The sequence below is a fragment of the Streptomyces aureus genome (assembly GCF_001418135.1).
In the GTDB taxonomy this organism is placed as follows: domain Bacteria; phylum Actinomycetota; class Actinomycetes; order Streptomycetales; family Streptomycetaceae; genus Streptomyces; species Streptomyces aureus_A.
In genome coordinates, this window is record NZ_LIPQ01000103.1 from 46,613 (window position 1) to 66,122 (window position 19,510).

Here is a 19,510-nt window from a genome sequence, read left to right on the forward strand (position 1 = left end):
GGCTTTCGATGGGGCAAGACTGAAGTACTCACCATCCCGTCGGCTCTGAATCGCAGGAAACACGCAAGGGGCATCGCATGACGCAGGATTCTGGGCATGGTCAGGTAAGGGCCCTCGACGACGTCGACCAGGCCCTGGTGCACGCACTGCAGATCGCCCCCCGGGCCGGATGGAACGAGATCGGCGCAGCACTCAGCCTCGACGCCGTAACCGTGGCCCGCCGCTGGCACCGGCTCACCGAAGCCGGCGCCGCCTGGATCAGCTGCTCCCCCTCGCCCGCCCTCGCCTCGGCGGGACAAGGACTGCTCGCCTTCGTCGAGGTGGACTGCGCCGGCGGCAGCCTGCTGACCGTGGCCCAGGCCCTCGCCCAGCTGCCCCACGTCACTGCCGTCGAACACGTCAGCGGAGACCGCGACCTCCTGCTCACCGTGATGGCCCCGGACCTCGCGGCACTCACCCACTGGATGACCCGCGGCATCGGCGCGATGCCGGGCGTCGTCGCCAGCCGCACCCACCTCGCGAGCACCGTCTACACAGAGGGCAGCCGCTGGCGGCTGCGCGCCCTCGACCGCACCCAGATCGCCCGCCTCACCGACACCGACACCGCCCGCACCGAGGCACCCGTCTTCCCGCTCACCGACCTGGACCACGCCCTCATCGCCGCCCTTTCCATGAACGGCCGCGCCACCTACCGCGCACTCGCCGACGCCTGCGGGGCGAGCCCGGACACGGTCCGCCGACGGCTCGGCCGGCTCTTCGCCGCCGGCATGCTCCAGACCCGCTGCGAGGTCGCACGCCCCCTGTCGGAGTGGCCGGTCACGGTGATCCAATGGGGGCGGGCAGCCGCGGGGGAGCTGGAACGCGTCTCGCGCGGAGTCACCGGCGCCCGGGAGGTACGCCTGTGCGCCGGCGTCACCGGCCGGAACAACGTCCTCATCATCGCCTGGGTGAAGTCCCTCACCGACGTGCAGCGCTTCGAGGTACGACTCGCCCAGCGCGTTCCCGGCCTGGAGATCACCGACCGGGCCGTGGCGCTGTGGCCGCTGAAGCTCAGCGGCCATCTCCTCGACGAACAGGGCTACCGCATCGGCGGCGTTCCCCTGGACGTCCGCACGGCGGGACCGAGCACCCGGCCCTAAGGCCCTGCCTGACAAAAGGCCGCGGCCGCGGAGCGCATGGCTCGGGTGGCGATGGCCACCCGGTGGCCCATCGGCCACAGACGCGCCCGCCCTGCCGTGGAGTACACCCGCGACGTCGACGACTGGCTCGCCACCGTTGCCACCCGGCCGATCTGTCGGCGTCACCCCGCAGGCCACGTCAAGTCGCCGCAGGCCACAGGGTCCGGCCCGAAAGCAGCGTCACGCGACTGCGTCGACAGCGAAGTTGGTCCGCGCAGGTCAGCGACTTCGGACTAACTTCGTTGTCAAAGGACACGAACTGCAGTGGCCGTCTCGGATGTGGGTTCTCAATAGCCGCGCCATATGCTCAGCGGCAATCGCATTCCCGGACCACATATGGGACTGCTGCAGGGTTGGGTGACACCCGACCGAGACCGTGAGGTAATCAGCGACCGTGGGGTTCAGGGAGCGACGGGAACCTGCCACGTGGCGCGAACAAGCTTGTTTGGCAGGGGGATTGGGCTGGAAATCAGGAATGGGGAATCGGGGCCATCACGCCACGACCCGGTGGGGTCGCCCGGCCCCGGAAACAGGGGGCAAATGTGGACGCACGGGACAGATTATCAGTACCGTCCGAGCAGCCACCTCCGCAACGACCGATTCCCCCGTACCCTTCGTTCCCACCACTTCCCCCGCAGGCGCCGCACCTCTCGCCGCCGCTAGCGGGCAGTCGGGCGTCCCGGACGGCTGGAGCGCTTGTCCGGTTGATTAAGTCCAGTTGCTGGTATTGGCGTTGGGGAATCCTGGCGCTGGTCATGGTGCTTGCCGCCGGTCTGATGACCTTTGTGCTCTGGCCACGCGAGAAGACGCCCCCGCAGCTGGCCTCGGCGGCAACGAAGAGCCTGCGGGCCTGGCGCGGGGTCACCTATGCGGGGACCACGGTGAACGGCAACGGCGCGATCATCGGCTTCCGTCTGACGGTCGCTCGCGACGGCACTACGTACGGAACCCTGAGCCGTGACTCTGGGGCATACGCGGAGCTCGCTGTGAGCCCCAAGCGAACCCTTCTGCGCGGCAACAGCCAATGGTGGTTCGAGCACGAGCCGGGCAGCGCCGAAGCGCTGGCCAACACCTGGGTGGCCGACCCGCCGCAGGGGGTGATCGGCCTGGCCGAGCTGTCCCGGATGACTCCGACGGCGCTCGCCGATGCCCTCTCGGGTAAGGACACCGACGGTCCGTCCGGGCGGCCGTCCACGTGGCGCCAGAGCGGGGCCACGTCGGTGAACGGCCGTCCGGCGAAGGTACTGACCGACGGCACCCTGCGCATCGTGGTGAGTGCGTCCCCTCCGTACCAGCCGCTCTCGGTCGGCCTGCCAAGTTCTGCCGGATCTCAAGGAGCCGCCACACCCGAACCTGCGCCGGACGCCTCGGATGCGCGCACGGCCGTCTTCCGCTCCGGCCCGCAGGACGGTGCCGCACGGTCCGCGGGCCATGTGCAGTCCGCAGGTCAGGTGCCGGCGGCGGTGGGTGATCCCGCGCCCGCCCCGGCCCTGTCGTCCGCGGTCAGCGAGCCCGACAGGGCCCAGGTCCAGAGCACAACGGAGAACGTACGCCGGGTCGGCGCCTCTCACGAGCAGGCCGAACCGCTGAGCCAACGTGTGGCGGCCCAGGCGGATGTGGCCGTACAGCTCTCGACATCGTTCTGCAGCACCCCGAGCTGCCCGGCCACCGTGAACGTGACCAACCAGGGCACCGCTCCGGCCAGCGGCACGGTGATAGTGACCGTAGCCGGACAGACGCCCCTGAACAGTCCTGTTTCCGTGCCGCCCGGCGGAAGCCGCACGCTGACGACGGCGGCGAGGAACGTGGCACCGCCTGGCCAGACGATCCGGGTGAGCTGGTCCGCGGTCTTCTACGAAGCGAGCGTCATGGGCGACGACCTGGCGCTCGTCAAACGGCTGATGGGCCGCGGCTTCCAGCTCAATGAGCCACTGGGCGACCAGCGGGCCAACGACAGCAAGGGTAAGCCCGTCCTGCAGCTCCTCGACGCCATGACGCCCGACATCGGCCCGCGGACCAGCCCCGAGGTCCGCAAGAGCCGGCTCAGCAATGTCGGCAGGACAGTGGCCAATCTGAAGCAGCAGGGAGCGTTCGAGCCGTTCTACGACCTAGCCGTGAACACCGACAACCTGACCGTTTCCGGCGAGAGCGGCATTGCCGAACTGACAGCCAAGACAGCCCAGCTCTCCGTCTCCGACCGGCGGACGCTGCAGTATGCGAGCGATCTGGCGCGGGCGGGGAACAAGGTCGTGTGGGGTAACACCTACAAACCCGAGGGTTCCACGGACGGGTACAAGGCGGACCTCCAGAACCTGACTGGCAAACAGACCATCCAGCGCAAGGCCGTGTCCGGCGGCACGGACGCGGTCGTGAACGACTTCGCGGCGGCGATCAACGAACTCTCCGGTACCGGGGTGGTCCCGCCCGGCTTCGACAAGGTCGCCTGGATCGACATCGACCCGAACGCCTCCACCGTCCTGGCCGGAAGTGACCGGCAGGCACTGGCGAAGGAGTTCAAGAAGCTCAAGCTCGGGAAGTACTGCAACGGCGCGGGCGGGCCCGCCTTCGACACGGCCGTGTTCACCACCTATCCGCCCGGCCCGGACGGCACCCCGCAGCGTACGAACAGCGTGTTCAGCTGCAACGAGCTACTGAGCAGTTCCGTCGACCACCACAATTACATCCAGGACGAGATGGTCTGGAAGGCCAACAACGACCCGGTCTGGTACTCCGCCAACTACATCAGCGACGGCCGCCGAAGGAGCGAGACCACCACGGAGAACGGCATCGCGCTGCCGAAACTCGCCAAGGACAACGAGAACCACTGGATCTCCAAAGACAAGCTGCCCTCGGCCCCCGGCGCGAAGCTGTCCCCCGCGAAGTTCGTCGGCCCGGTCTCGGTCGGTGACAGAAAACGGAGCAGCCTGCTCAACAAGATCGCAGACCATCGCAAGACGTCGGTGGATCTCACCAACGCGGAGCGGAAGTTCCAGAAGACCCAGAGCGTGGCCAATGGGCGGACACGCGACAAGGCATTGCAGCACTACCGGAAGGAACTAGGCGTCACGCCCAACAACAGCTCCATACCCGAGCGGCTCGGCGAGAGCGCGGCACGCTACCACGTCATTCCGGACCAATTCCCGGGAGCCCAGTGGATCACCCTGCCCAAAACCCCCAATGGTGCCGATAGGTTCGACCAGCTGTACCGGCTCAAGGACGGCACGCTGCTCATCGTCGAGGCCAAGGCGCCATCGAGCGCCCTCGGCTGGCGTCAGGGGAAGGGCCGACACAAGAACAAGATGGTCCAGCAGATGACCAGGGAGTACGTGGAGACGATCATCGAGGCGATGAAGGAGCGTGCGCCGAAGACCCCGCGGGACGGCGAGCTGGCGCACGACCTGGAGGAGGCGCTGGACCACGGCAAGCTCCGCTACATCCTCGTGAAAGCAAAGGACGACGGCAACTCCTACGCGGGTGGCACCCTACAGGAAGGCATCATCAACTAGCCCGGCGCTGCGGGCAAGCCCTGGCTGAAATGGCGTGACGTGTCCCACGCGCTTCCCTCGTACTGCGCAAGCCTGGCCGTAATCGGCGGCCCCCCGGGGCTCCGGCAATCCTGGCCGGCTGACCCGAGCCCTTCCTCCCCAGCCCACGGGCCGTGCTGTAAGGAGCACCGCGCTCGCGGGCTGGAGCGTTCCCGCGGGCTGTGAGGGTGAAGGCGCCGGACGTCGTCAGCGAAGGGAACGTCTGCGCGAGAAGCCGGGCCCATCTGCTCAGCGCCCTCTGTTTCTGGCGCAGCCCCCGCGGCCGGCGCCGCCCCGCTCATGGCCGCCAGCGCATACGGAGGGCCCGCTGGGAGAGCGAGCACATGGTGCGGCCTGTCGAACGGCAGCCACAGTTCAGCCAGGACCGTGAGGAAGTGCCACGGTCGTGAGACCGACCAGCTGTGCCATCGAGCTGGGACAGCAGAAGAACTGCTGGTCAGCGTGCACGACCTGCGCCACAGGCAGCGAGACCCTACGGCCCCCAGGCTATGCAGCCTGGCGTCGTGGTTTCGGCGGTGAACCCGCCACCCAGATGACGGACCTATTCGGTGCGTTTCCGTACGCCGCAGGCTCCCGGTCGGGCAGGCTCTGCGATCGTGATCATGAACTTTGCGCGCCGCAGTGCCGCGCTCCCCTCGCTCTCCTCACTGTCGCCGCTCCGGCCGCGGCCGCTCAGGCTGCGCCGGCGGCCGCGGCGGTCCTGCCGCTCGCTGATGCCGCCGAACTCCTCCCGGTCGCGGACGAGTCCCGCACCGGCTACACCCGTGACTCCTTCAGGCACTGGAACTAGGGACTCGACCCCGCCGACGGCTGTAACACCCGCGCCGAGGTCCGGCTGGCCGAGGCGGTCGAGGCGGGCTGCAAGCTCTCCGGCGGCCGCTGGATCAGCTACTACGACGCGGCGGAGGTCACCCGACCCGGGGAAGCTCGACATCGACCACATGGTCCCGCTTGCCGAGGCGTGGGACTCCAAGTAGGCGGAGTTGGGCGCGATGCATCACTCTGCTCCCGCGTGCTGACGGCTTGGGGCAGGTGGGGGAGGGGGTTGTCGCTCGTCGAGGTGACGGTGGGTGAGTTCTGACCTGCGGCGGGGCAGTCAACGCCACGATGTTGCATCTGATGCAACCCTCGGAGGTGGCGTTGAGCGGGGCGAGTTTGCCGGGGGCGATCCGGCTCGTGCGGGCGGCGAATGTGGCCGCGCTGGATCCGGAGGCAGTGATGTTCACCGCGATGCTGACCGGGTGGGAACAGCAGCAGCGCAGCCGGCTGCTGACGAAGAAGACGATCACCGACCGGCTCAGTCTGGTGCGGCGGTTCGCCGAGTTCACCGGCACCTACCCGTGGGACTGGACCCCCCGAGGACGTCGAGGCGTACTTCTCCGCCCGGCTCTCGCGTGGCGAGCTGGTGTGGCCCACGGTTCGGGGGCAGCAGGGCGACTTGGAGATGTTCTGTGCGTTCATCACCGACGCGCGGTACGGCTGGGCTGCGGCCTGCTCGGAGGAGTTCGGCCGGTTCCCGGTTCAGGTGTGTCACGACTGGAACACCGCAGCTAACGTCGTCGAGTACGAGGGCCGGCCCGGGCGGCCGGCGCTGACGTTCGACGAGCTCCAGACGTTCTTCGATGCCGCAGACGATCGGGTCGAGGAGACCCGCCGGAAGCAGCGCAAGGGGGTGCTCGCGGCGTGGCGGGACGCGATCCTTCTCAAGCAGGTCTACGCCCGGGACGCGGCGCCGAGAGATGGCGATGCTGGATCTGGCCGACCTGCGGCGGAATCCGCGGGCGCCGCAGTACGGGCGGGTGGGTGCGGTGGAGGTGCGGTTCGGGAAGGCGTCGTGGGGGAGCCCACCGAAACGGCGGACGGTGCTGAGGGTCCCGGAGGCCGAGTGGATCGTCCGCCTCATCGAGGAGTGGGTGGCCGAGGTGAGGCCCGGCTTCTCTCCTGGGCGTCATCCGGCGTTGTGGGTGACGGAGCGGTGCGGCCGGATCGGGGTCCGGCGCCTGGACGAGGAGTTCGCCACGGTGCGCGAGCGCGCCGGGCTGCCGGGTGAGCTGGACCTGCACTGCCTGCGGCACACCTACATCACGCACCTCGTCGAGTTCGGGTATCCGGAGCGGTTCGTGCAGCAGCAGGTCGGACACGCCTACGGCTCGACGACGGCCTTGTACACGTGGGTGTCTGATGAGTACCGCAACCGGCTGATCGAGAGCGCACTGCGGCGACGGCTGGAGCCCGGCACGAAGAAGGAGGTGGCGCTGTCGTGGTGAAGCGTATGGGGATCGTGTGGAACCTGCGCCGGCTGATGGCCGAGCGGGACATGTTCCAGACCACCGATCTGATCCCGGCCCTGGCCGAGCACGGGGTCCATCTCTCCCGCGAGCAGGTCTACCGCCTCGTCGCCCAGGTACCGCAGAGGCTGTCGATGGACGTGCTGGCCGCACTCTGCTCGATCCTGCACGTCACCCCGGCAGACCTGATCACCGTCACCGAGACCCACGTCCAGGTCGCCAAGCCGACCGCGACCGGCGAGACCACCACCGCCGCGAAGGCCCCGCCGGCACGCCGCGTACGCCTGACCCGACCCGGGGACCGATGACCGCCCCCGGCTCCGCCCCGGACACCTGGCGGGAACTCGCCCGCCTGATGACCGCATCCCTCCCCGACCTTGCCGATCCGGACGCGGCCCGGATCGTCGCCGACCTGACCCCGGCCGCCCGCGGCCGCATCCGGGCCCACCTCACCGCCTACCCCGACGCCCTGGTCAGCGGCGCATCCGCCGCACCCCGGTCCGTCCAGGCCCTCATCACCACCCTGGCCAACCACGGGGTCACCGGAGTGCGGGCCCCGGCCTGCCTGCGCTGCGGACGCGTCCGGCCGCTACGCCGGGCCGTCCCGGGCGGCCGGGTCTGTCTCGGCTGCTAAGGGATCCTCGCCAGCCGCGGCAACATCGGCGCCTGCACAGTCTGCGGAACCATCGGACCACGACCGAGCCGGAACACCTGCGCGGCCTGCCGCCGCAGACAGGCCGCGGCGACCCGCACCTGCTCGGCCTGTGGCAAACCGGCCGAACTGGACCCCTGCTCGAACTGCCGCCCCCGGCCGGTGATCGCATGCGCGCTCTGCCACACCACCGCACCCGCGACCGCACGATGGCCCCTCGGCCCGGTCTGCCTCCCCTGCTACCGGACCGCCCTGCCCGGTCTGCAAGCGGACCCGGGTACTGATCGGCCGCGTCGACCGGCACCGGGTCTGCGGGCCCTGCGCAGGCCTTATTCATCTGTTCGACGACAGCGATGAGGACGCGTTCGCTGGTCCCGCTCTCGACCTGTTCACCGACTGGGCGGCCGCGGAGACGGACGTCGCCGTCCTCACCGAGGTGCTGGTCGCTCTTGGAGAACAGAGCGACCCCCGCGCGGAGACGGCCCTTCTGTCCCACGCCAGACATCCCCGCACCGTAACGCCACACCTGACCAGCAAAATCCACCTCGCCTGCGACGGCCGAGGCCGCTCCCTGGCCTTCCTCATCACCGCGGGCAACCGCAACGACTGCACCCAGGCCGAGGCCGTCATCAGCAAGATCCGTGTCCCGGGTCCGGGCTCCGGACGACCCCGGACCCGGCCCGACCACGTGGTCGCGGACAAGGGCTACTCGTCCCGTACCTTCCGGGCCTACCTCCGCCGGCGCGGGATCAAGATGACGATCCCCGAACGCGTCGACCAACTCGCCGGCCGGAAGCGGCGTCGTGAACGGCCCTGCGGGTTCGACAAGACTGTTTACCGGCGCCGCAACGTCGTCGAGCGCTGCTTCCACCGCCTCAAGCAATGGCGCGGCATCGCCACCCGCACGACAAACGCCCCGACCGCTACCTCGCCGCCATTACCCTCGCCAGCACCCTCATCCGGCTCGACACATGATCGCCGAGACACCCCCTAGCGCCCGACTCAGGCGGGGGCCGTGCCAGGCCGCTTGCCCCCAGCGCCTTGTTGGCGAGCCTGTCGGATCTGTGACCGGGGCCCTGTGGGGAATGGCCGGGCTGCTTCCACCGCTGATGGGGAGTGGATGGAGTTCCACGGGGCGTTAGCTGTCAGGGCCCCGGCCTCCGGTGTTGGAGTGTGTCTGTGGTGTTCTTTGATGGTTCTCGAGTGGGCTGGAGTGCGTGAGCATGGCGAATGTGAAGAGCGCGGGAGTGTGGGGTGTTGGCGGCGTTTGAGTCATCGCGCGTTACGAGGCGGGCCCGGCATTGGCGAGTCTCGCTTCGGCCCCCTGGGTCGCGGTCATCGCGGCTGTGTAGATGCGCTACGGCCGTGCCTCGACACGATTCGCATCCTGCCGAGCCGTCTGTTCGGTGATCTCCGCGCCTCTCGGCCTCTCCCGGTCCTTTCCTCGGTCTTTTCAGGGTGGGGATCGTTGCTCAGGTTGCCGTACAGCGCGTCGCGGCGGCTGATCCGGTCGGCCAAATCCCTGCTCGTGAGGCCAGGTCGCTTCCCCGCGGGTCAGGTCCCGGCGGATCGCCCGGTGCAACGTGGAGAGCGACGGCACCGGGGGAGCGCCGGATCGTCGGCCGCCCGCCGCATCAGCTCGGCGTGGACTCCAGAGGCGTTTCCGCCCCACAGCGCCAGCAGGCGTCGGACCTCCGTGGTGATCGTGAAATGAGGCGACTCCATCCGGGCAAGGCGGTGATCTTCCCGGGCAACGGCCAGCCATCGCCGCACCGGCTACGCCCTAGCGGTGGCCTGCTTGCACGGAGTCACGATAGGCACCGGGAAGTTCGCGCGGACACGCTGGCCAGGTAGGTGCCCAAGAGGGCCTGGCAGCAGCTGTCCGCAGGGGTTGGAGCCAAGTGCCACCGTCGACGCCGGCATGTGCCACCGCCTTTGCTCTCCCGCCCGAGCACGCGGCCCGTCGCCTCGACGCCCAGGAGCAGGGGGCCACCGGCCGCCAGCTCCAGCAGGCCACCGCCGACGCTCTCGGTGAGGTGCACTTCCGCGACGGCGGGCGCTGTGCGCACGGCCTCCTGGTCGAGCTGAGTGACATTGAGCAGATCGAGTTCGGGCTGTAGGTGGAGATGCCCGGGCCCCGGGGCAGGTGTGTCCGAGGGCCCCGTCGGGTGTGGTGCTAGCGATGGGCGTTGACCGTCACGCTGATGCCGCCGGAATCGAGGTGACGGAGAACGTCGGCAGGACCGGAGTGGTCGGGGTACTGCAGAACGGTCCCGGCAGGACCGTTCTGATCCGCGCGGACATGGACGCGCTGCCCGTCCAGGAGACAACCGGACTGGCCTATGCCTCACGCGTCGCCGGGGTCATGCACGCATGCGGCCACGACACGCACACCGCGATGCTGGTGGGCGCCGCCCAGGCCCTCGCCCGCGGTCGCCGTCACTGGAGCGGGACGGTGCTCTTCGTCCTCCAGCCGGCCGAGGAAACCGGGGAGGGAGCCCTCGCGTTGCGCGCCGACGGACTGCTGGAGCAGTTCCCTCGCCCCGACGTACTGCTCGCCCAGCACGTCAGCGCCGGACCAGTGGGGCTGGTGGCCCATGTCGAAGGACCGGTCCTGGCAGCCTCGACATCCATCCACATCGTCATCCACGGACGCGGCGGCCCCGGGTCACGCCCCGACACCACCATCGACCCCATCGTCATCGCCGCCGCCGTGGTCGGCCGACTACAGTCGATCGTCGCGCGCGAGATCGCCCCACGCCGCAGCGCCGTCGTCACCGTGGGACGGATCAAGGCCGGCACTGCGAACAACGTCATCCCCGCGACAGCGGGCTGTCCGTGCGCTCCACCACGGGCGAGGTCCGGGACCGGATCGTGACGGCGATCCGTCGCATCGTGGCGGGCGAGTGCGCGGCGGCGGGCGCCCCCACCGAGCCCGAGATCCGCAGAGTGAAGTCCATACCCCGCAACGGTCAACGACACCGCAACGGCCCGCCGTATCGCGCAAACCCACCGCGAGATGTTCGGCGCCACGCATGTCATCGGCCCCGGACCAGCCATGGGCAGCGAGGACTTCTCCGAACTCGCCCTCTGCCCCGACGGCACGTCAATCCTGTACCACTACTGGTTCCTGCCCTCCACCACGGCCGCAGTGTGGGACGCAGCTCCGGGCGCGTCACCGCTGGAGAAGTTCGCAGAGGTTCCCAGCGCCCACAGCCCGCACTTCACCCCCGACCCCGCGGTCCTCAGCCAAGGCGTCGCGGCCATGACCGGTGCGGTGCTGGCCGAACTCAACCAGCCGACTCTCACTTCAGCGCCTGAGCGTCTTCTCGTTCTGGTGTCCGGAGGGATGCGGACCTGATAGGTATGTCCTCGACACGTGGTGAGCGGCGACGGACCCCTCGTGAGAGTGCCCAGTACAGCGAAACGAGAATCAGCAGCCGGCCTGGGCCTGTCGCGGTAATTACGTCACCTCACCTGCGAAAAACGCGGGTCGCCCTGCTGAGGGGCCCGCCCTCGCGGTAGATGAGAACAGGGTGCCGCCTTGTCAGTGCCGGGTGACACCATCCGGCTATGAGTAGCGAATCGTTCAACTGGCACGAGTTCCTGGGACGGTGGCAGGAGGAGTGGGTTCCGCGCCCGGACGCAGACGAGGTCGGTGAGCAGATCCTTGTCCGCCCGGGCCTGCCCGGGGCGGACGAGGCGGTGATCGCCGTGGCCGAGGAGCGGCTGGGGCGGCGGCTGCCGCCCTCGTACCGGGGGTTCCTGGCCGCGAGCGACGGGTGGCACGTCGACCAGCCGGCCGGGATCTACCGGCTCGGGGGTGCCTCGGATATCGACTGGTTCGGGGATCCATACGACATGACCGCGCTGTACGAGCCGGATCCGGGCGACGACCCCCGCGAGGAGGACGTGCTGCTGGCCGGCATGTGGCAGCGGGCGCTGCGCCTCGAGACGGACTCCGACATGTCGCACGCCCTTCTCGACCCGGGCGACAGCGACGAGGACGGCGAGTGGGCACTCTACGTCTACAAGGGCTGGAGCGGTGAAGTGCTTGACCGCTACCCCTCGTTCCGCGCATACATGGAGGCCATGTACCGCGGCTTCCACGCCGACCGGGTGGCGCAACCCGGCTTCGTGAACGCGACCACGCTCGCCCAGGACGTCCACGTGGACGAGGCTCATCTGCTGGCCCTGCGTGGACGGTACGAGGAGGCCTTGCCCCTGCTGCAGGAGGCGTTCTCATTCGGGAGGCCGCGCAGCGCCGTCCTGCTGAACCAGCTCAGGCAGATGCTCGCTCCGAGCGGCTCCCAGGGCCACGGCAACCTGGTGGCGGACCCGCTGTACCAGCCGGAGATGCTGCCCCTGGAGGCCATGGAGCAGGCCAACGGCCGTGGGTCGTCGGGCGGGGACGAGCAGTGGCTGCGGATGATGGTCGCCCGGGGGGTCGCCCCGGAGATCGCCGAGGCCGTGCTGGGCGCCGTGCGGGACGGCACACACCAGTACGCGCCTCCCGGTCCGTGGGGGCGGGCCGTCGCCGAGGCCCGGAAGGCGGCCCGCTGGGGCGCGACCGACGCCGCGTGGCACGTGCTGCGGGACGCGCTGCCGCTGTGGGAGGCGCCGGGGCCGCTGATGGTCGTCCCGCTCGGCCTGCTCGCCGATCCGGTCCTGGGGCCGCTGATCACTCCGGAGCGCGGCCGGGAGATCCTCGCGACACCGCGGGCCGGTGAGACGGGCCCCGCTCCCGAGCCGGTGCCCGATCTCGATCCGCCGGGCCTCACCTGGCTGGCGGGGCCGTTCAGGTACGGGCAGCCGCTCGACGGCTACCGCTGCGTCTGGGTCGAGGGGGCGGATCCCGTCGGCCTGCCTGCCCTGATCGGTGAGGAGGGCGCCGAACTGAGCCCGCCCGTTGATCTGTCGAGGTCTTTCCGGCGGGCGCCCCAGCCCCACGAGCGGGAGGGCGTGGAACTCTGGGAGGACCGGGCCGTCGTCGCCGTCGGCCGCACGACCGAAGGGTGGGCTTTCGCCTTCGACGGGCCCTCCCACCGCCACCTGCACGGCCTGTTCCTGTCCCCGGCCGCGGCCGCCTCCTCGTCCGGCCGCGCGGTGGTGGTGTGGTCCGACCCGAGGCGCTCGTCCCCGGACGATCCGTCGGCCTTCCACGTATCGGTGGCCGAACACGGCCAGGAGCTCTACGCCTTCACCGTGCGGGGCACGGAGATCCAGCGCTCCGGCGCGATACCCGAGACCCTGGACCCCGCACGGCTGTTCCGGCCGGAGGACACCGAGCGGGACAACGAACGGCGGGTGCTGGAGGCCCTGCACACCGAACTGGGGCTCTCGCTCCCGCGCTTCGCGCTGACCCAAGGCAGGCTCCACACCTTCACCACCCGGTCCTGGACCCGGGCGCCACGCGCAGGTGAGGGCTTCGCCTACATCAGCTTCGCGCGGCACCGGTCCTGACCGCCAGCGGGCCCGCTGGCAACGACCGACCGCGGTCTCAACTGCCTCCCTCACCGACGGCGAGGACAAGCAAGGCGGCCTGCTCGCCGCCCACGAGTCCGGCCTCCTTCCTGCCTGGGACCTGCTGATCGCGGACGAGGCCCACCGCACCTCGGGCAGCATCAACAAGGCCTGGGACGCCGTCCACGACGACACCAAGATCCCCGCGCGCCGCCGACCAACGGCTATGCGGGGTAGCCCGTAAAGCGAAGGTTGCCTGATGCGGCACCAGGCCCGCCAACTGGCCTGGGTCGCTGGACCACCAAGGGCACCAAATCCGGTGCCCGCGGACCCCGGCTGCTCCGATACTGCTGGTGAGGAAAGCGGGGCCCCGTGTCCCAGATCGAGCCGAGCGTGCTGTCCGCGCTCACGAGGGCGTCGAAGGACGCCGTCTCCCACCCGACCCCCGCGCGGGCCCTCGCGACCGCGGACGTCGGCTCGATCACGGCCACCGCACACCGGGGCGCAAGGGTCGCGGCCTTGTACCGTCGGCCCGCTCCGGTGACGAAGGCCCGGAAGGAATCGGGGGAGACGTCGCCGGCTCCGCCCGCACCAGCCCAGGTGGAGATCTGGAACTTGTACGCAGACCACGTGGATGACCCTTTTCTCCGTGGCCACCTGCATCATCTGCTGCTCGACGCCGGCCACGGCCGTAGGCCCGACCACGTCCGCGGCGCGGCCACCGGATACCTCGACACGGCGCAACTGCTGTTGACCGCCGAAGACGGCCACAGGTGGCCGCGGGCCGCCCAGTGCTTGAAGAGGGCCGGGGAGCTCTCCCTCAAGTTCAAGCAGCCCGAACTGCGCGAACGCGTGACCAAGGACGCCCTCACCATCGCCGAGCACCTCCTCGCAGACGCCAACGCCGATGCCGAGGGACGGCCCCTGCTGGCCGCCCTGGAAACGCTGCAGACCCTTAAGTGCGATGTCGCCGACCTCGCCGAACAGGCGGTCAGCCTCTTCACCCACGACATGGATGTCCGGCTCGGCCTCCTCGACGCGCTGCGCAAGAACGTGCCCCCCAGCCGCCACGCGGAGATCGACACCGCCGTGGTCCATACCCTCCTCGACGCCGCCGATACCGCCGACGCAGGCCACCGCCGCCTGCCCTTCTGACGCAGGCAGCGACCGAGGCGCACAAGCGGGGACTGCCCGACCTGCGGGCCCGCGCCGAGATGGCCCTGCAGCAGACCACGCCGGAAGGAACTTCCATCCGCACCGAGGGCACCATCCCGCCCGCGGCGGCCTTCTGGCACCAGGATCAGGTCGATGCCACCCCGGACCTGCGGACCGCCCTGTGGCTCACCGTGCCGGACATCCACCCGGCGATGCGCGCGCAGGCCGAGGTCGAGACCGACGGCGCACTCGAGGGCCTGCTACGGAGCCCGCGTTCGCGCATCAACCCAGCCGGACCGGTCTTCGTCCGCCCGCCCGTCGACGCCGATGACGACCTCGCCGTGGCGATGCAGGTCCGCGGCCTGAGGCTGTTCGGAAGGCTGACCGCAATCCAGCTCGACCGCATCGGCGAGCGCTTCCGGCTCGACGAGTCCGAAATGACCGCCGCTCTGGCACACGAGACGGTGCTCCCCGAGCCTCGCGCGCGGACCTCGCCCGGGCCTTCCGCTACTACTGGCTGCAGGAATTCGACGCCGCGGCGTGCGTGGCACTGCCCCAGCTCGAACAGATCCTCCGCCAGCTTCTACGCCCCCAGGTCCCTGTCATCTCCGTGGCGCGAGGACAGAGCCCTGGTGGCGTCGACCTTATGGGCACACTCCTCCAGAGCATGCCGAAGGCCGGGTACCCGGCGGACTGGAGCAAGGCGCTAAAACTCCTCCTGGTCGATCCCGACCGCGGAATGAACCTGCGCAACGACATCCTCCACGGCCTGACCGGCACTCCGCCCAGGCACTACGTCGCACTCATCCTCCAGGCGGCCCTGTACCTGCTCAGCCACGCGCACGGACAGCGCACGCCACCCGGGACGACACCCTGATCGGTGAGTTCTCAGCCCCGGCCTCTGACGGGGCACAGCACAAGGGCCACAAGGCCTTGACCGCCAGGGCCGTAGGGCGCGGAGGCCCACGTGCCGCTCACCTTGTAAGGCCCTGCATCGCGGGGAAACGCCGAAGCGCCCGACGACGGTCGATGCAGACCGCTACGATGCGGCTCGGCAGGACGCGCACCGCCAATCGCCGCCGCTGAATCCCCCCCCCGCGTCGGGGACAGCCCTGACGGCCAAGGCCCCCACCCGGACCCGCGCTACTCACCCGCATACCTGCGGGCAAGCGCGGGATGCCCGGAGAGACCACCGCCATGCCACGCAACCAGTCGCGCCCCGCCCAGCGGGCCCGCCGCGCCCAGCAAGCCGCCAGCGGCAAGGGCGGCTTCTACGGCCGTATCAAGGTCGGCACCGGATCGCAGGTCTACAACCAGATCACCGGAGGCAGCGACCTGACCGGCGACGGCAGGCCGGACGTCCTCGCCGCCGACAAGACCGGCGTTCTCTGGCTCCACCCCGGAACCGGCAACGCCACCACCCCCTTCGCCGCCCGGACGAAGATCGGCACCGGCTGGGGCATCTACAACTACATCACCGCCGTCGGCGACATCGCGGGCGGCCCGGCCGGAGACCTCCTCGCCCGTGACACCTCGGGCGTTCTCTGGAACCACCTGGGCAAGGGCGACGGCACGTTCGCCCCGCGCACCCGCGTAGGCGGCGGCTGGAACGCCTACAGCCACCTCATCGCCACCGGAGACGTCTCCAAGGACGGCCGCCCTGATCTGCTCGCCATCCGTGGCAACGGCGACATGTCCCTTTACCGGGGAACCGGCAACTGGAAGACCCCGCTCCTCGCCCAGCGGGTCTGGTCCTACGACATCGGGTTCGGCTACAACCACGCTGCCTGAACGAAGCCACGCCGTCGAACCAACGCAGCAGCAGACCACGCTGACGGCGGGCCAGAACCTGCGTACGGCCCAACTGCGCCGTAACGTCGTCTCGGCCCCGACACTACGGACGCCCGTAGCCGGTCCCGCGTCCCCGCACGTGCGCGGGACCGGCTGAAGGTACCGCCACCGAAACGAGGGACACCGGCCTTCTCTCGGCGCCCTTGCCTACACCGCCCACCGTCACCCCGAGCCGGCCACGCTGCTGACACTCCCACCCTCGCGGCCCTGCTGCCGACGTGGAAGCTGCGGCTGATGATGACGAACGCGGGCCGCAAGCGCGGCTTCACCGAGGACGCCGAACGGCTCCATACCCTGTTCCGGCAGCCTGCCGCCTGTCAGCTGCCCGCGCCCGAGGAAGCCATGGGAATCCAGGCGAAGGCCCTGCTGACCCAGCTCAACGCCGCCTGCAAGGCCGTCGACGAGCTGGCCAAGGCGGTCGAGCGGACCGTCCGCACCCACCCGGACGCGCCGATCATGCTCAGCTTCCCCGGCGTCGGCGCTCAGGTCGGCGCCCGCATCCTGGCCGAGATCGGCGACGACCGCACCCGTTTCGCCACCGCCGGCGGACTGAAGGCATACGCGGGCGCGGCCCCCATCACCCGGGCCTCCGGCAAACGCAAGTACGTCGGCCGCCGGTTCGTGAAGAACAACAGGCTCAACCACGCCGGATACCTCTGGGCCTTCGCCACCCTCACCCACTCGAAGGGCGCCAACGCCCACTACAGGCGCCGACGCGAAGCAGGAGACTGGCACGCCCAAGCCCTGCGGCACCTGTTCAACCGCATGCTCGGCCAGCTCCACCACTGCCTCCAGAACCGGATCGCCTTCGACGAATCCATCGCCTTTCCCACCGCCTGCCCCGGACAGGCGGTCTAAGCAGGAAAAACGCAGTCGTAACCGACGCTGTCGGTGGGATACAACGGCTCGTATGACGGTCTTCTACTGCGCGAAGTGCAGCGCCGAACTCACCCCGGACCTGCAAAAGCTTCCGGGCATCCCGGACGTCTCCGTGCACGACAAGGACCGCCACCGCACGACACGGCTCGCGCCATCGACAGTCCCCCAAGGCAGCTATGCCATCGATCCCGAACCCTGGGGCGCCCCCTTCGAAATCCCGGATGCCCAGACCACGGACGTGCAGGGAAGCCGCGCGCTTCTCATGCCACCTGACATGACCGGCATGGTGCCTGCCGGACCCAGGAACTCCGTGATCGTGCATCCACAAGACGTGCCGAGTCTGCAGCTGACCAGCCGGCTGGGCGTGCACCACGGATGCTGCGGGCCGCTTGGAACCGGAGGCCGCAACATGGCGTGCAGGTGCGGGACACGCGTGGCCACTCTTACCGCGGACTGCATGGGCCCGCACGAGCTGCACCTCGATCCGCTCCGTACGTATGCCTTCATGCCTGATACCTCAACGTGATCATGAAGCGTCCGGCGCCCATAGGCCGGTGTCTCTGACGGACACCTTGACCTGTTAGGACTTGTCCGGCCGATCATGTGACTAGTCCGTGTCCGGGTCGTTGATGTGGACATGGGTCGGGGTGATCTGACTGATGCCGAGTGGGAACGGTTGCGGCCGTTCCTGCCGGTCAGCAACAGGCGTTGCGGCAGGTGGCGGGACCACCGGCAGGTGATCGACGGCATTCTGCACCGGGTTCGGACCGGCGTGCAGTGGCGCGATCTGCCCGAACGGTTGGGCCGTGGAAGACCGTCTACGAACGCCACCGACTGTGGTCGAGTGACGGAACTTGGGAGCGTCTGCTCCAGCAGGTCCAGGCCGCAGCCGACGCGGCGGGTGAGATCGACTGGGACATCTCGGTCGACTCCACCATCGTGCGGGCTCATCAGCACGCGGCTGGCGCCCGCACCGACCCGCCGCCGGCCCCCGCCTCAAAGGGGGACGAAGCCTCAGAACACCAGGACGAAACGCCGTGGCAGAGCCTCGTCGCCCGCCCTGTAGGTGGTGCTGGAGGTGAGGGCCTGGGCCGCTCGCGCGGCGGGTTCACCACCAAACTCCACCTGAGCGCCGACGGCAACTGCCGCCCGCTCTCACTGGTCGTCACACCAGGCCAGCGGGCAGACTGCACCTAATTCAAGCCGGTCCTGGAGAAGATTCGCGTCCCGAAGCCCGGGCCGGGAAGGCCACGTAAGAAGCCGGACAGTATCGCGGCCGACAAGGCCTACAGCAACGGACCCTGCCGCCAGTACCTGCGCAGCCGCGGCATCCGGCACACCATCCCGGAGAAAACCGACAGCCACCCCGCCCGCCTGCGCAAAGGCTCATGCGGCGGGCGGCCACCGGCCTTCGACGAAGAGCGCTACAAGAAACGCAACACCATCGAACGGGCCATCAACCGCCTCAAGCAGCACCGGGCAGTCGCCACCCGCTACGACAAACGCCGCTACGTCTACCTCGGCACCGCAACCGCCGCAGCCCTCACCACCTGGCTCCGGACGTGATCGACCGGACAAGTCCTAAGAGGTCCTAACAGAAGCTGTTGATCATGTGACTGTCGGCTTGGTTGCTCGTTGGTCCGTTCGTGGCGAAGAGGAACTCCCGGCCGTGGATCGTGTCGGATGAACTGTGGTCGCTGGTCGAGCCGTTGTTGCCAGCTCCGGCGCCGAAGCTGGTGGCGGGTCGGCCGCGGGTGCCTGACCGGCAGGCTCTGTGCGGGATCCTGTTCGTGCTCCACACCGGCATCCAGTGGGAGTACCTGCCCCAGGAGCTCGGCTTCGGATCCGGCATGACCTGCTGGAGGCGGCTCGCCGTCTGGAACGAGGCCGGCGTGTGGGATCAGCTGCACCTGGTCCTGCTCAAGAAGCTGCGGTCGGCCAAGCAGCTGGACTGGTCTCGGGCGGTGATCGACTCCAGCCACGTCCGGGCCGCTCGACGCGGCCCAAAAGCGGACCCAGCCCGGTCGACCGAGCCCGGCCGGGCAGCAAGCACCACGTCCTCGTCGACGGGCAGGGCATCCCACTCGCCGTGTCGCTGACCGGCGGAAACCGCAACGACGTCACCCAGCTGATGCCCCTGCTCTCCAAGGTCCCCTCCGTCGCCGGCCTGGTCGGCCGGCCCAGGCGACGACCGGACACGCTGCTGGCCGACCGCGGCTACGACCATGACAAATACCGCCGCCTGGTCTGGGCCCAGGGCATCAAACCGGTGATCGCCCGCCGCGGAGTCCCGCACGGCTCCGGCCTCGGCGTCCACCGCTGGGTCGTCGAGCGGACCATCGCCTGGCTTCACGGCTTCCGCCGCCTACGCGTCCGCTGGGAACGACGCGACGACATACACGAAGCCTTCCTCGGCCTCGCCACGTGCCTCATCACCCACCGACACGTCCAACGCCTTTGTTAGGACCTCTAAAAGGTGTTGCAGAAGGCTCAGTTCCG

16 protein-coding genes and 4 pseudogenes are annotated in these 19,510 nt (G+C 69.5%); all 20 read left to right on the plus strand.

Translation table 11 applies throughout. The features are described 5' to 3' along the window. Positions 1 to 77: 77 nt before the first annotated feature. The 20 genes and pseudogenes from AOK00_RS10980 (at position 78) to AOK00_RS36960 (ending at position 19,475) form a co-directional block, all read left to right on the plus strand. Complete coding sequence (locus AOK00_RS10980; protein ID WP_055600119.1) at positions 78 to 1,139, plus strand: Lrp/AsnC family transcriptional regulator; 1,062 nt, start codon at positions 78 to 80, stop codon at positions 1,137 to 1,139. Positions 1,140 to 1,933: 794 nt separating this feature from the next. Continuing rightward, positions 1,934 to 4,684: a hypothetical protein gene (locus AOK00_RS10985; protein WP_055600120.1), complete on the plus strand. Its 2,751-nt coding sequence runs from the start codon at positions 1,934 to 1,936 to the stop codon at positions 4,682 to 4,684. Positions 4,685 to 5,360: 676 nt separating this feature from the next. After that, positions 5,361 to 5,694, plus strand: a pseudogene (locus AOK00_RS40160) (HNH endonuclease); the annotation flags it as partial. Between the two features lie 136 nt (positions 5,695 to 5,830). After that, positions 5,831 to 6,277, plus strand: coding sequence for a hypothetical protein (locus AOK00_RS41365; RefSeq protein ID WP_367870029.1), 447 nt, complete (start codon positions 5,831 to 5,833; stop codon positions 6,275 to 6,277). Positions 6,278 to 6,462: 185 nt separating this feature from the next. Beyond that, a complete protein-coding gene (locus AOK00_RS41370) occupies positions 6,463 to 6,990 on the plus strand; it encodes a tyrosine-type recombinase/integrase (RefSeq protein WP_367870030.1) in 528 nt (175 codons plus the stop codon). Continuing rightward, positions 6,984 to 7,319 (plus strand): helix-turn-helix domain-containing protein, encoded by a 336-nt coding sequence (locus AOK00_RS11000; protein WP_055600122.1) that lies wholly within the window; start codon positions 6,984 to 6,986, stop codon positions 7,317 to 7,319. The genes AOK00_RS41370 and AOK00_RS11000 overlap by 7 nt, the downstream gene beginning before the upstream one ends. Further along, positions 7,316 to 7,645 carry a hypothetical protein gene (locus tag AOK00_RS11005; RefSeq protein ID WP_055600123.1) on the plus strand — a complete coding sequence of 110 codons (330 nt, stop codon included), beginning with the start codon at positions 7,316 to 7,318 and terminating at the stop codon, positions 7,643 to 7,645. Before AOK00_RS11000 ends, AOK00_RS11005 begins: the two co-directional genes overlap by 4 nt. 544 nt (positions 7,646 to 8,189) lie before the next feature. Further along, positions 8,190 to 8,638, plus strand: a pseudogene (locus AOK00_RS36935) (IS5 family transposase); the annotation flags it as partial. A gap of 926 nt (positions 8,639 to 9,564) precedes the next feature. Continuing rightward, positions 9,565 to 9,783 carry a hypothetical protein gene (locus AOK00_RS11015; RefSeq protein ID WP_055600125.1) on the plus strand — a complete coding sequence of 73 codons (219 nt, stop codon included), beginning with the start codon at positions 9,565 to 9,567 and terminating at the stop codon, positions 9,781 to 9,783. Positions 9,784 to 9,845: 62 nt separating this feature from the next. Further along, the gene (locus AOK00_RS40165; RefSeq protein ID WP_254047322.1) at positions 9,846 to 10,541 is read left to right on the plus strand and encodes a M20 metallopeptidase family protein; all 696 of its coding nucleotides are present in this window, start codon (positions 9,846 to 9,848) and stop codon (positions 10,539 to 10,541) included. A gap of 141 nt (positions 10,542 to 10,682) precedes the next feature. Continuing rightward, positions 10,683 to 11,024 (plus strand): hypothetical protein, encoded by a 342-nt coding sequence (locus AOK00_RS40170; RefSeq protein WP_254047323.1) that lies wholly within the window; start codon positions 10,683 to 10,685, stop codon positions 11,022 to 11,024. A 212-nt stretch (positions 11,025 to 11,236) separates the two neighbouring features. After that, a complete protein-coding gene (locus tag AOK00_RS11030; protein ID WP_055600128.1) occupies positions 11,237 to 13,126 on the plus strand; it encodes an SMI1/KNR4 family protein in 1,890 nt (629 codons plus the stop codon). Positions 13,127 to 13,726: 600 nt separating this feature from the next. Beyond that, the gene (locus AOK00_RS11035) at positions 13,727 to 14,281 is read left to right on the plus strand and encodes a hypothetical protein (RefSeq protein ID WP_159041733.1); all 555 of its coding nucleotides are present in this window, start codon (positions 13,727 to 13,729) and stop codon (positions 14,279 to 14,281) included. Positions 14,282 to 14,340: 59 nt separating this feature from the next. Then, positions 14,341 to 14,991: a hypothetical protein gene (locus AOK00_RS11040; RefSeq protein ID WP_055600130.1), complete on the plus strand. Its 651-nt coding sequence runs from the start codon at positions 14,341 to 14,343 to the stop codon at positions 14,989 to 14,991. A 29-nt stretch (positions 14,992 to 15,020) separates the two neighbouring features. After that, positions 15,021 to 15,158: a hypothetical protein gene (locus AOK00_RS38985; RefSeq protein ID WP_159041734.1), complete on the plus strand. Its 138-nt coding sequence runs from the start codon at positions 15,021 to 15,023 to the stop codon at positions 15,156 to 15,158. 320 nt (positions 15,159 to 15,478) lie between these two features. Continuing rightward, the gene (locus tag AOK00_RS11045; protein WP_055600131.1) at positions 15,479 to 16,072 is read left to right on the plus strand and encodes an FG-GAP repeat domain-containing protein; all 594 of its coding nucleotides are present in this window, start codon (positions 15,479 to 15,481) and stop codon (positions 16,070 to 16,072) included. Positions 16,073 to 16,279: 207 nt separating this feature from the next. Continuing rightward, a pseudogene (locus AOK00_RS11050) lies at positions 16,280 to 16,990 on the plus strand (transposase); the annotation flags it as partial. A 52-nt stretch (positions 16,991 to 17,042) separates the two neighbouring features. After that, positions 17,043 to 17,537: a hypothetical protein gene (locus AOK00_RS11055; RefSeq protein ID WP_055600132.1), complete on the plus strand. Its 495-nt coding sequence runs from the start codon at positions 17,043 to 17,045 to the stop codon at positions 17,535 to 17,537. A 111-nt stretch (positions 17,538 to 17,648) separates the two neighbouring features. Beyond that, positions 17,649 to 18,577, plus strand: a pseudogene (locus AOK00_RS38220) (IS5 family transposase). A gap of 80 nt (positions 18,578 to 18,657) precedes the next feature. After that, positions 18,658 to 19,475, plus strand: a protein-coding gene (locus AOK00_RS36960; RefSeq protein WP_254047324.1) for an IS5 family transposase whose coding sequence is annotated in 2 segments (ribosomal slippage) — positions 18,658 to 19,015 and positions 19,015 to 19,475 — 819 coding nt in all. Because the reading frame shifts where the segments join, the coding sequence is not laid out codon by codon here. Positions 19,476 to 19,510 lie beyond the last annotated feature (35 nt).

Excerpts from the sequence above, each read along its gene's own strand:
- AOK00_RS10980 (WP_055600119.1), top strand. The coding sequence starts at position 78 with ATGACGCAGGATTCTGGGCATGGTCAGGTAAGGGCCCTCGACGACGTC.
- AOK00_RS10985 (WP_055600120.1), top strand. The coding sequence starts at position 1,934 with ATGGTGCTTGCCGCCGGTCTGATGACCTTTGTGCTCTGGCCACGCGAG.
- AOK00_RS41365 (WP_367870029.1), top strand. The coding sequence starts at position 5,831 with ATGTTGCATCTGATGCAACCCTCGGAGGTGGCGTTGAGCGGGGCGAGT.
- AOK00_RS41370 (WP_367870030.1), top strand. The coding sequence starts at position 6,463 with ATGGCGATGCTGGATCTGGCCGACCTGCGGCGGAATCCGCGGGCGCCG.
- AOK00_RS11005 (WP_055600123.1), top strand. The coding sequence starts at position 7,316 with ATGACCGCCCCCGGCTCCGCCCCGGACACCTGGCGGGAACTCGCCCGC.
- AOK00_RS40165 (WP_254047322.1), top strand. The coding sequence starts at position 9,846 with ATGGGCGTTGACCGTCACGCTGATGCCGCCGGAATCGAGGTGACGGAG.
- AOK00_RS40170 (WP_254047323.1), top strand. The coding sequence starts at position 10,683 with ATGTTCGGCGCCACGCATGTCATCGGCCCCGGACCAGCCATGGGCAGC.
- AOK00_RS11030 (WP_055600128.1), top strand. The coding sequence starts at position 11,237 with ATGAGTAGCGAATCGTTCAACTGGCACGAGTTCCTGGGACGGTGGCAG.
- AOK00_RS11040 (WP_055600130.1), top strand. The coding sequence starts at position 14,341 with ATGGCCCTGCAGCAGACCACGCCGGAAGGAACTTCCATCCGCACCGAG.
- AOK00_RS38985 (WP_159041734.1), top strand. The coding sequence starts at position 15,021 with ATGAACCTGCGCAACGACATCCTCCACGGCCTGACCGGCACTCCGCCC.
- AOK00_RS11045 (WP_055600131.1), top strand. The coding sequence starts at position 15,479 with ATGCCACGCAACCAGTCGCGCCCCGCCCAGCGGGCCCGCCGCGCCCAG.
- AOK00_RS11055 (WP_055600132.1), top strand. The coding sequence starts at position 17,043 with ATGACGGTCTTCTACTGCGCGAAGTGCAGCGCCGAACTCACCCCGGAC.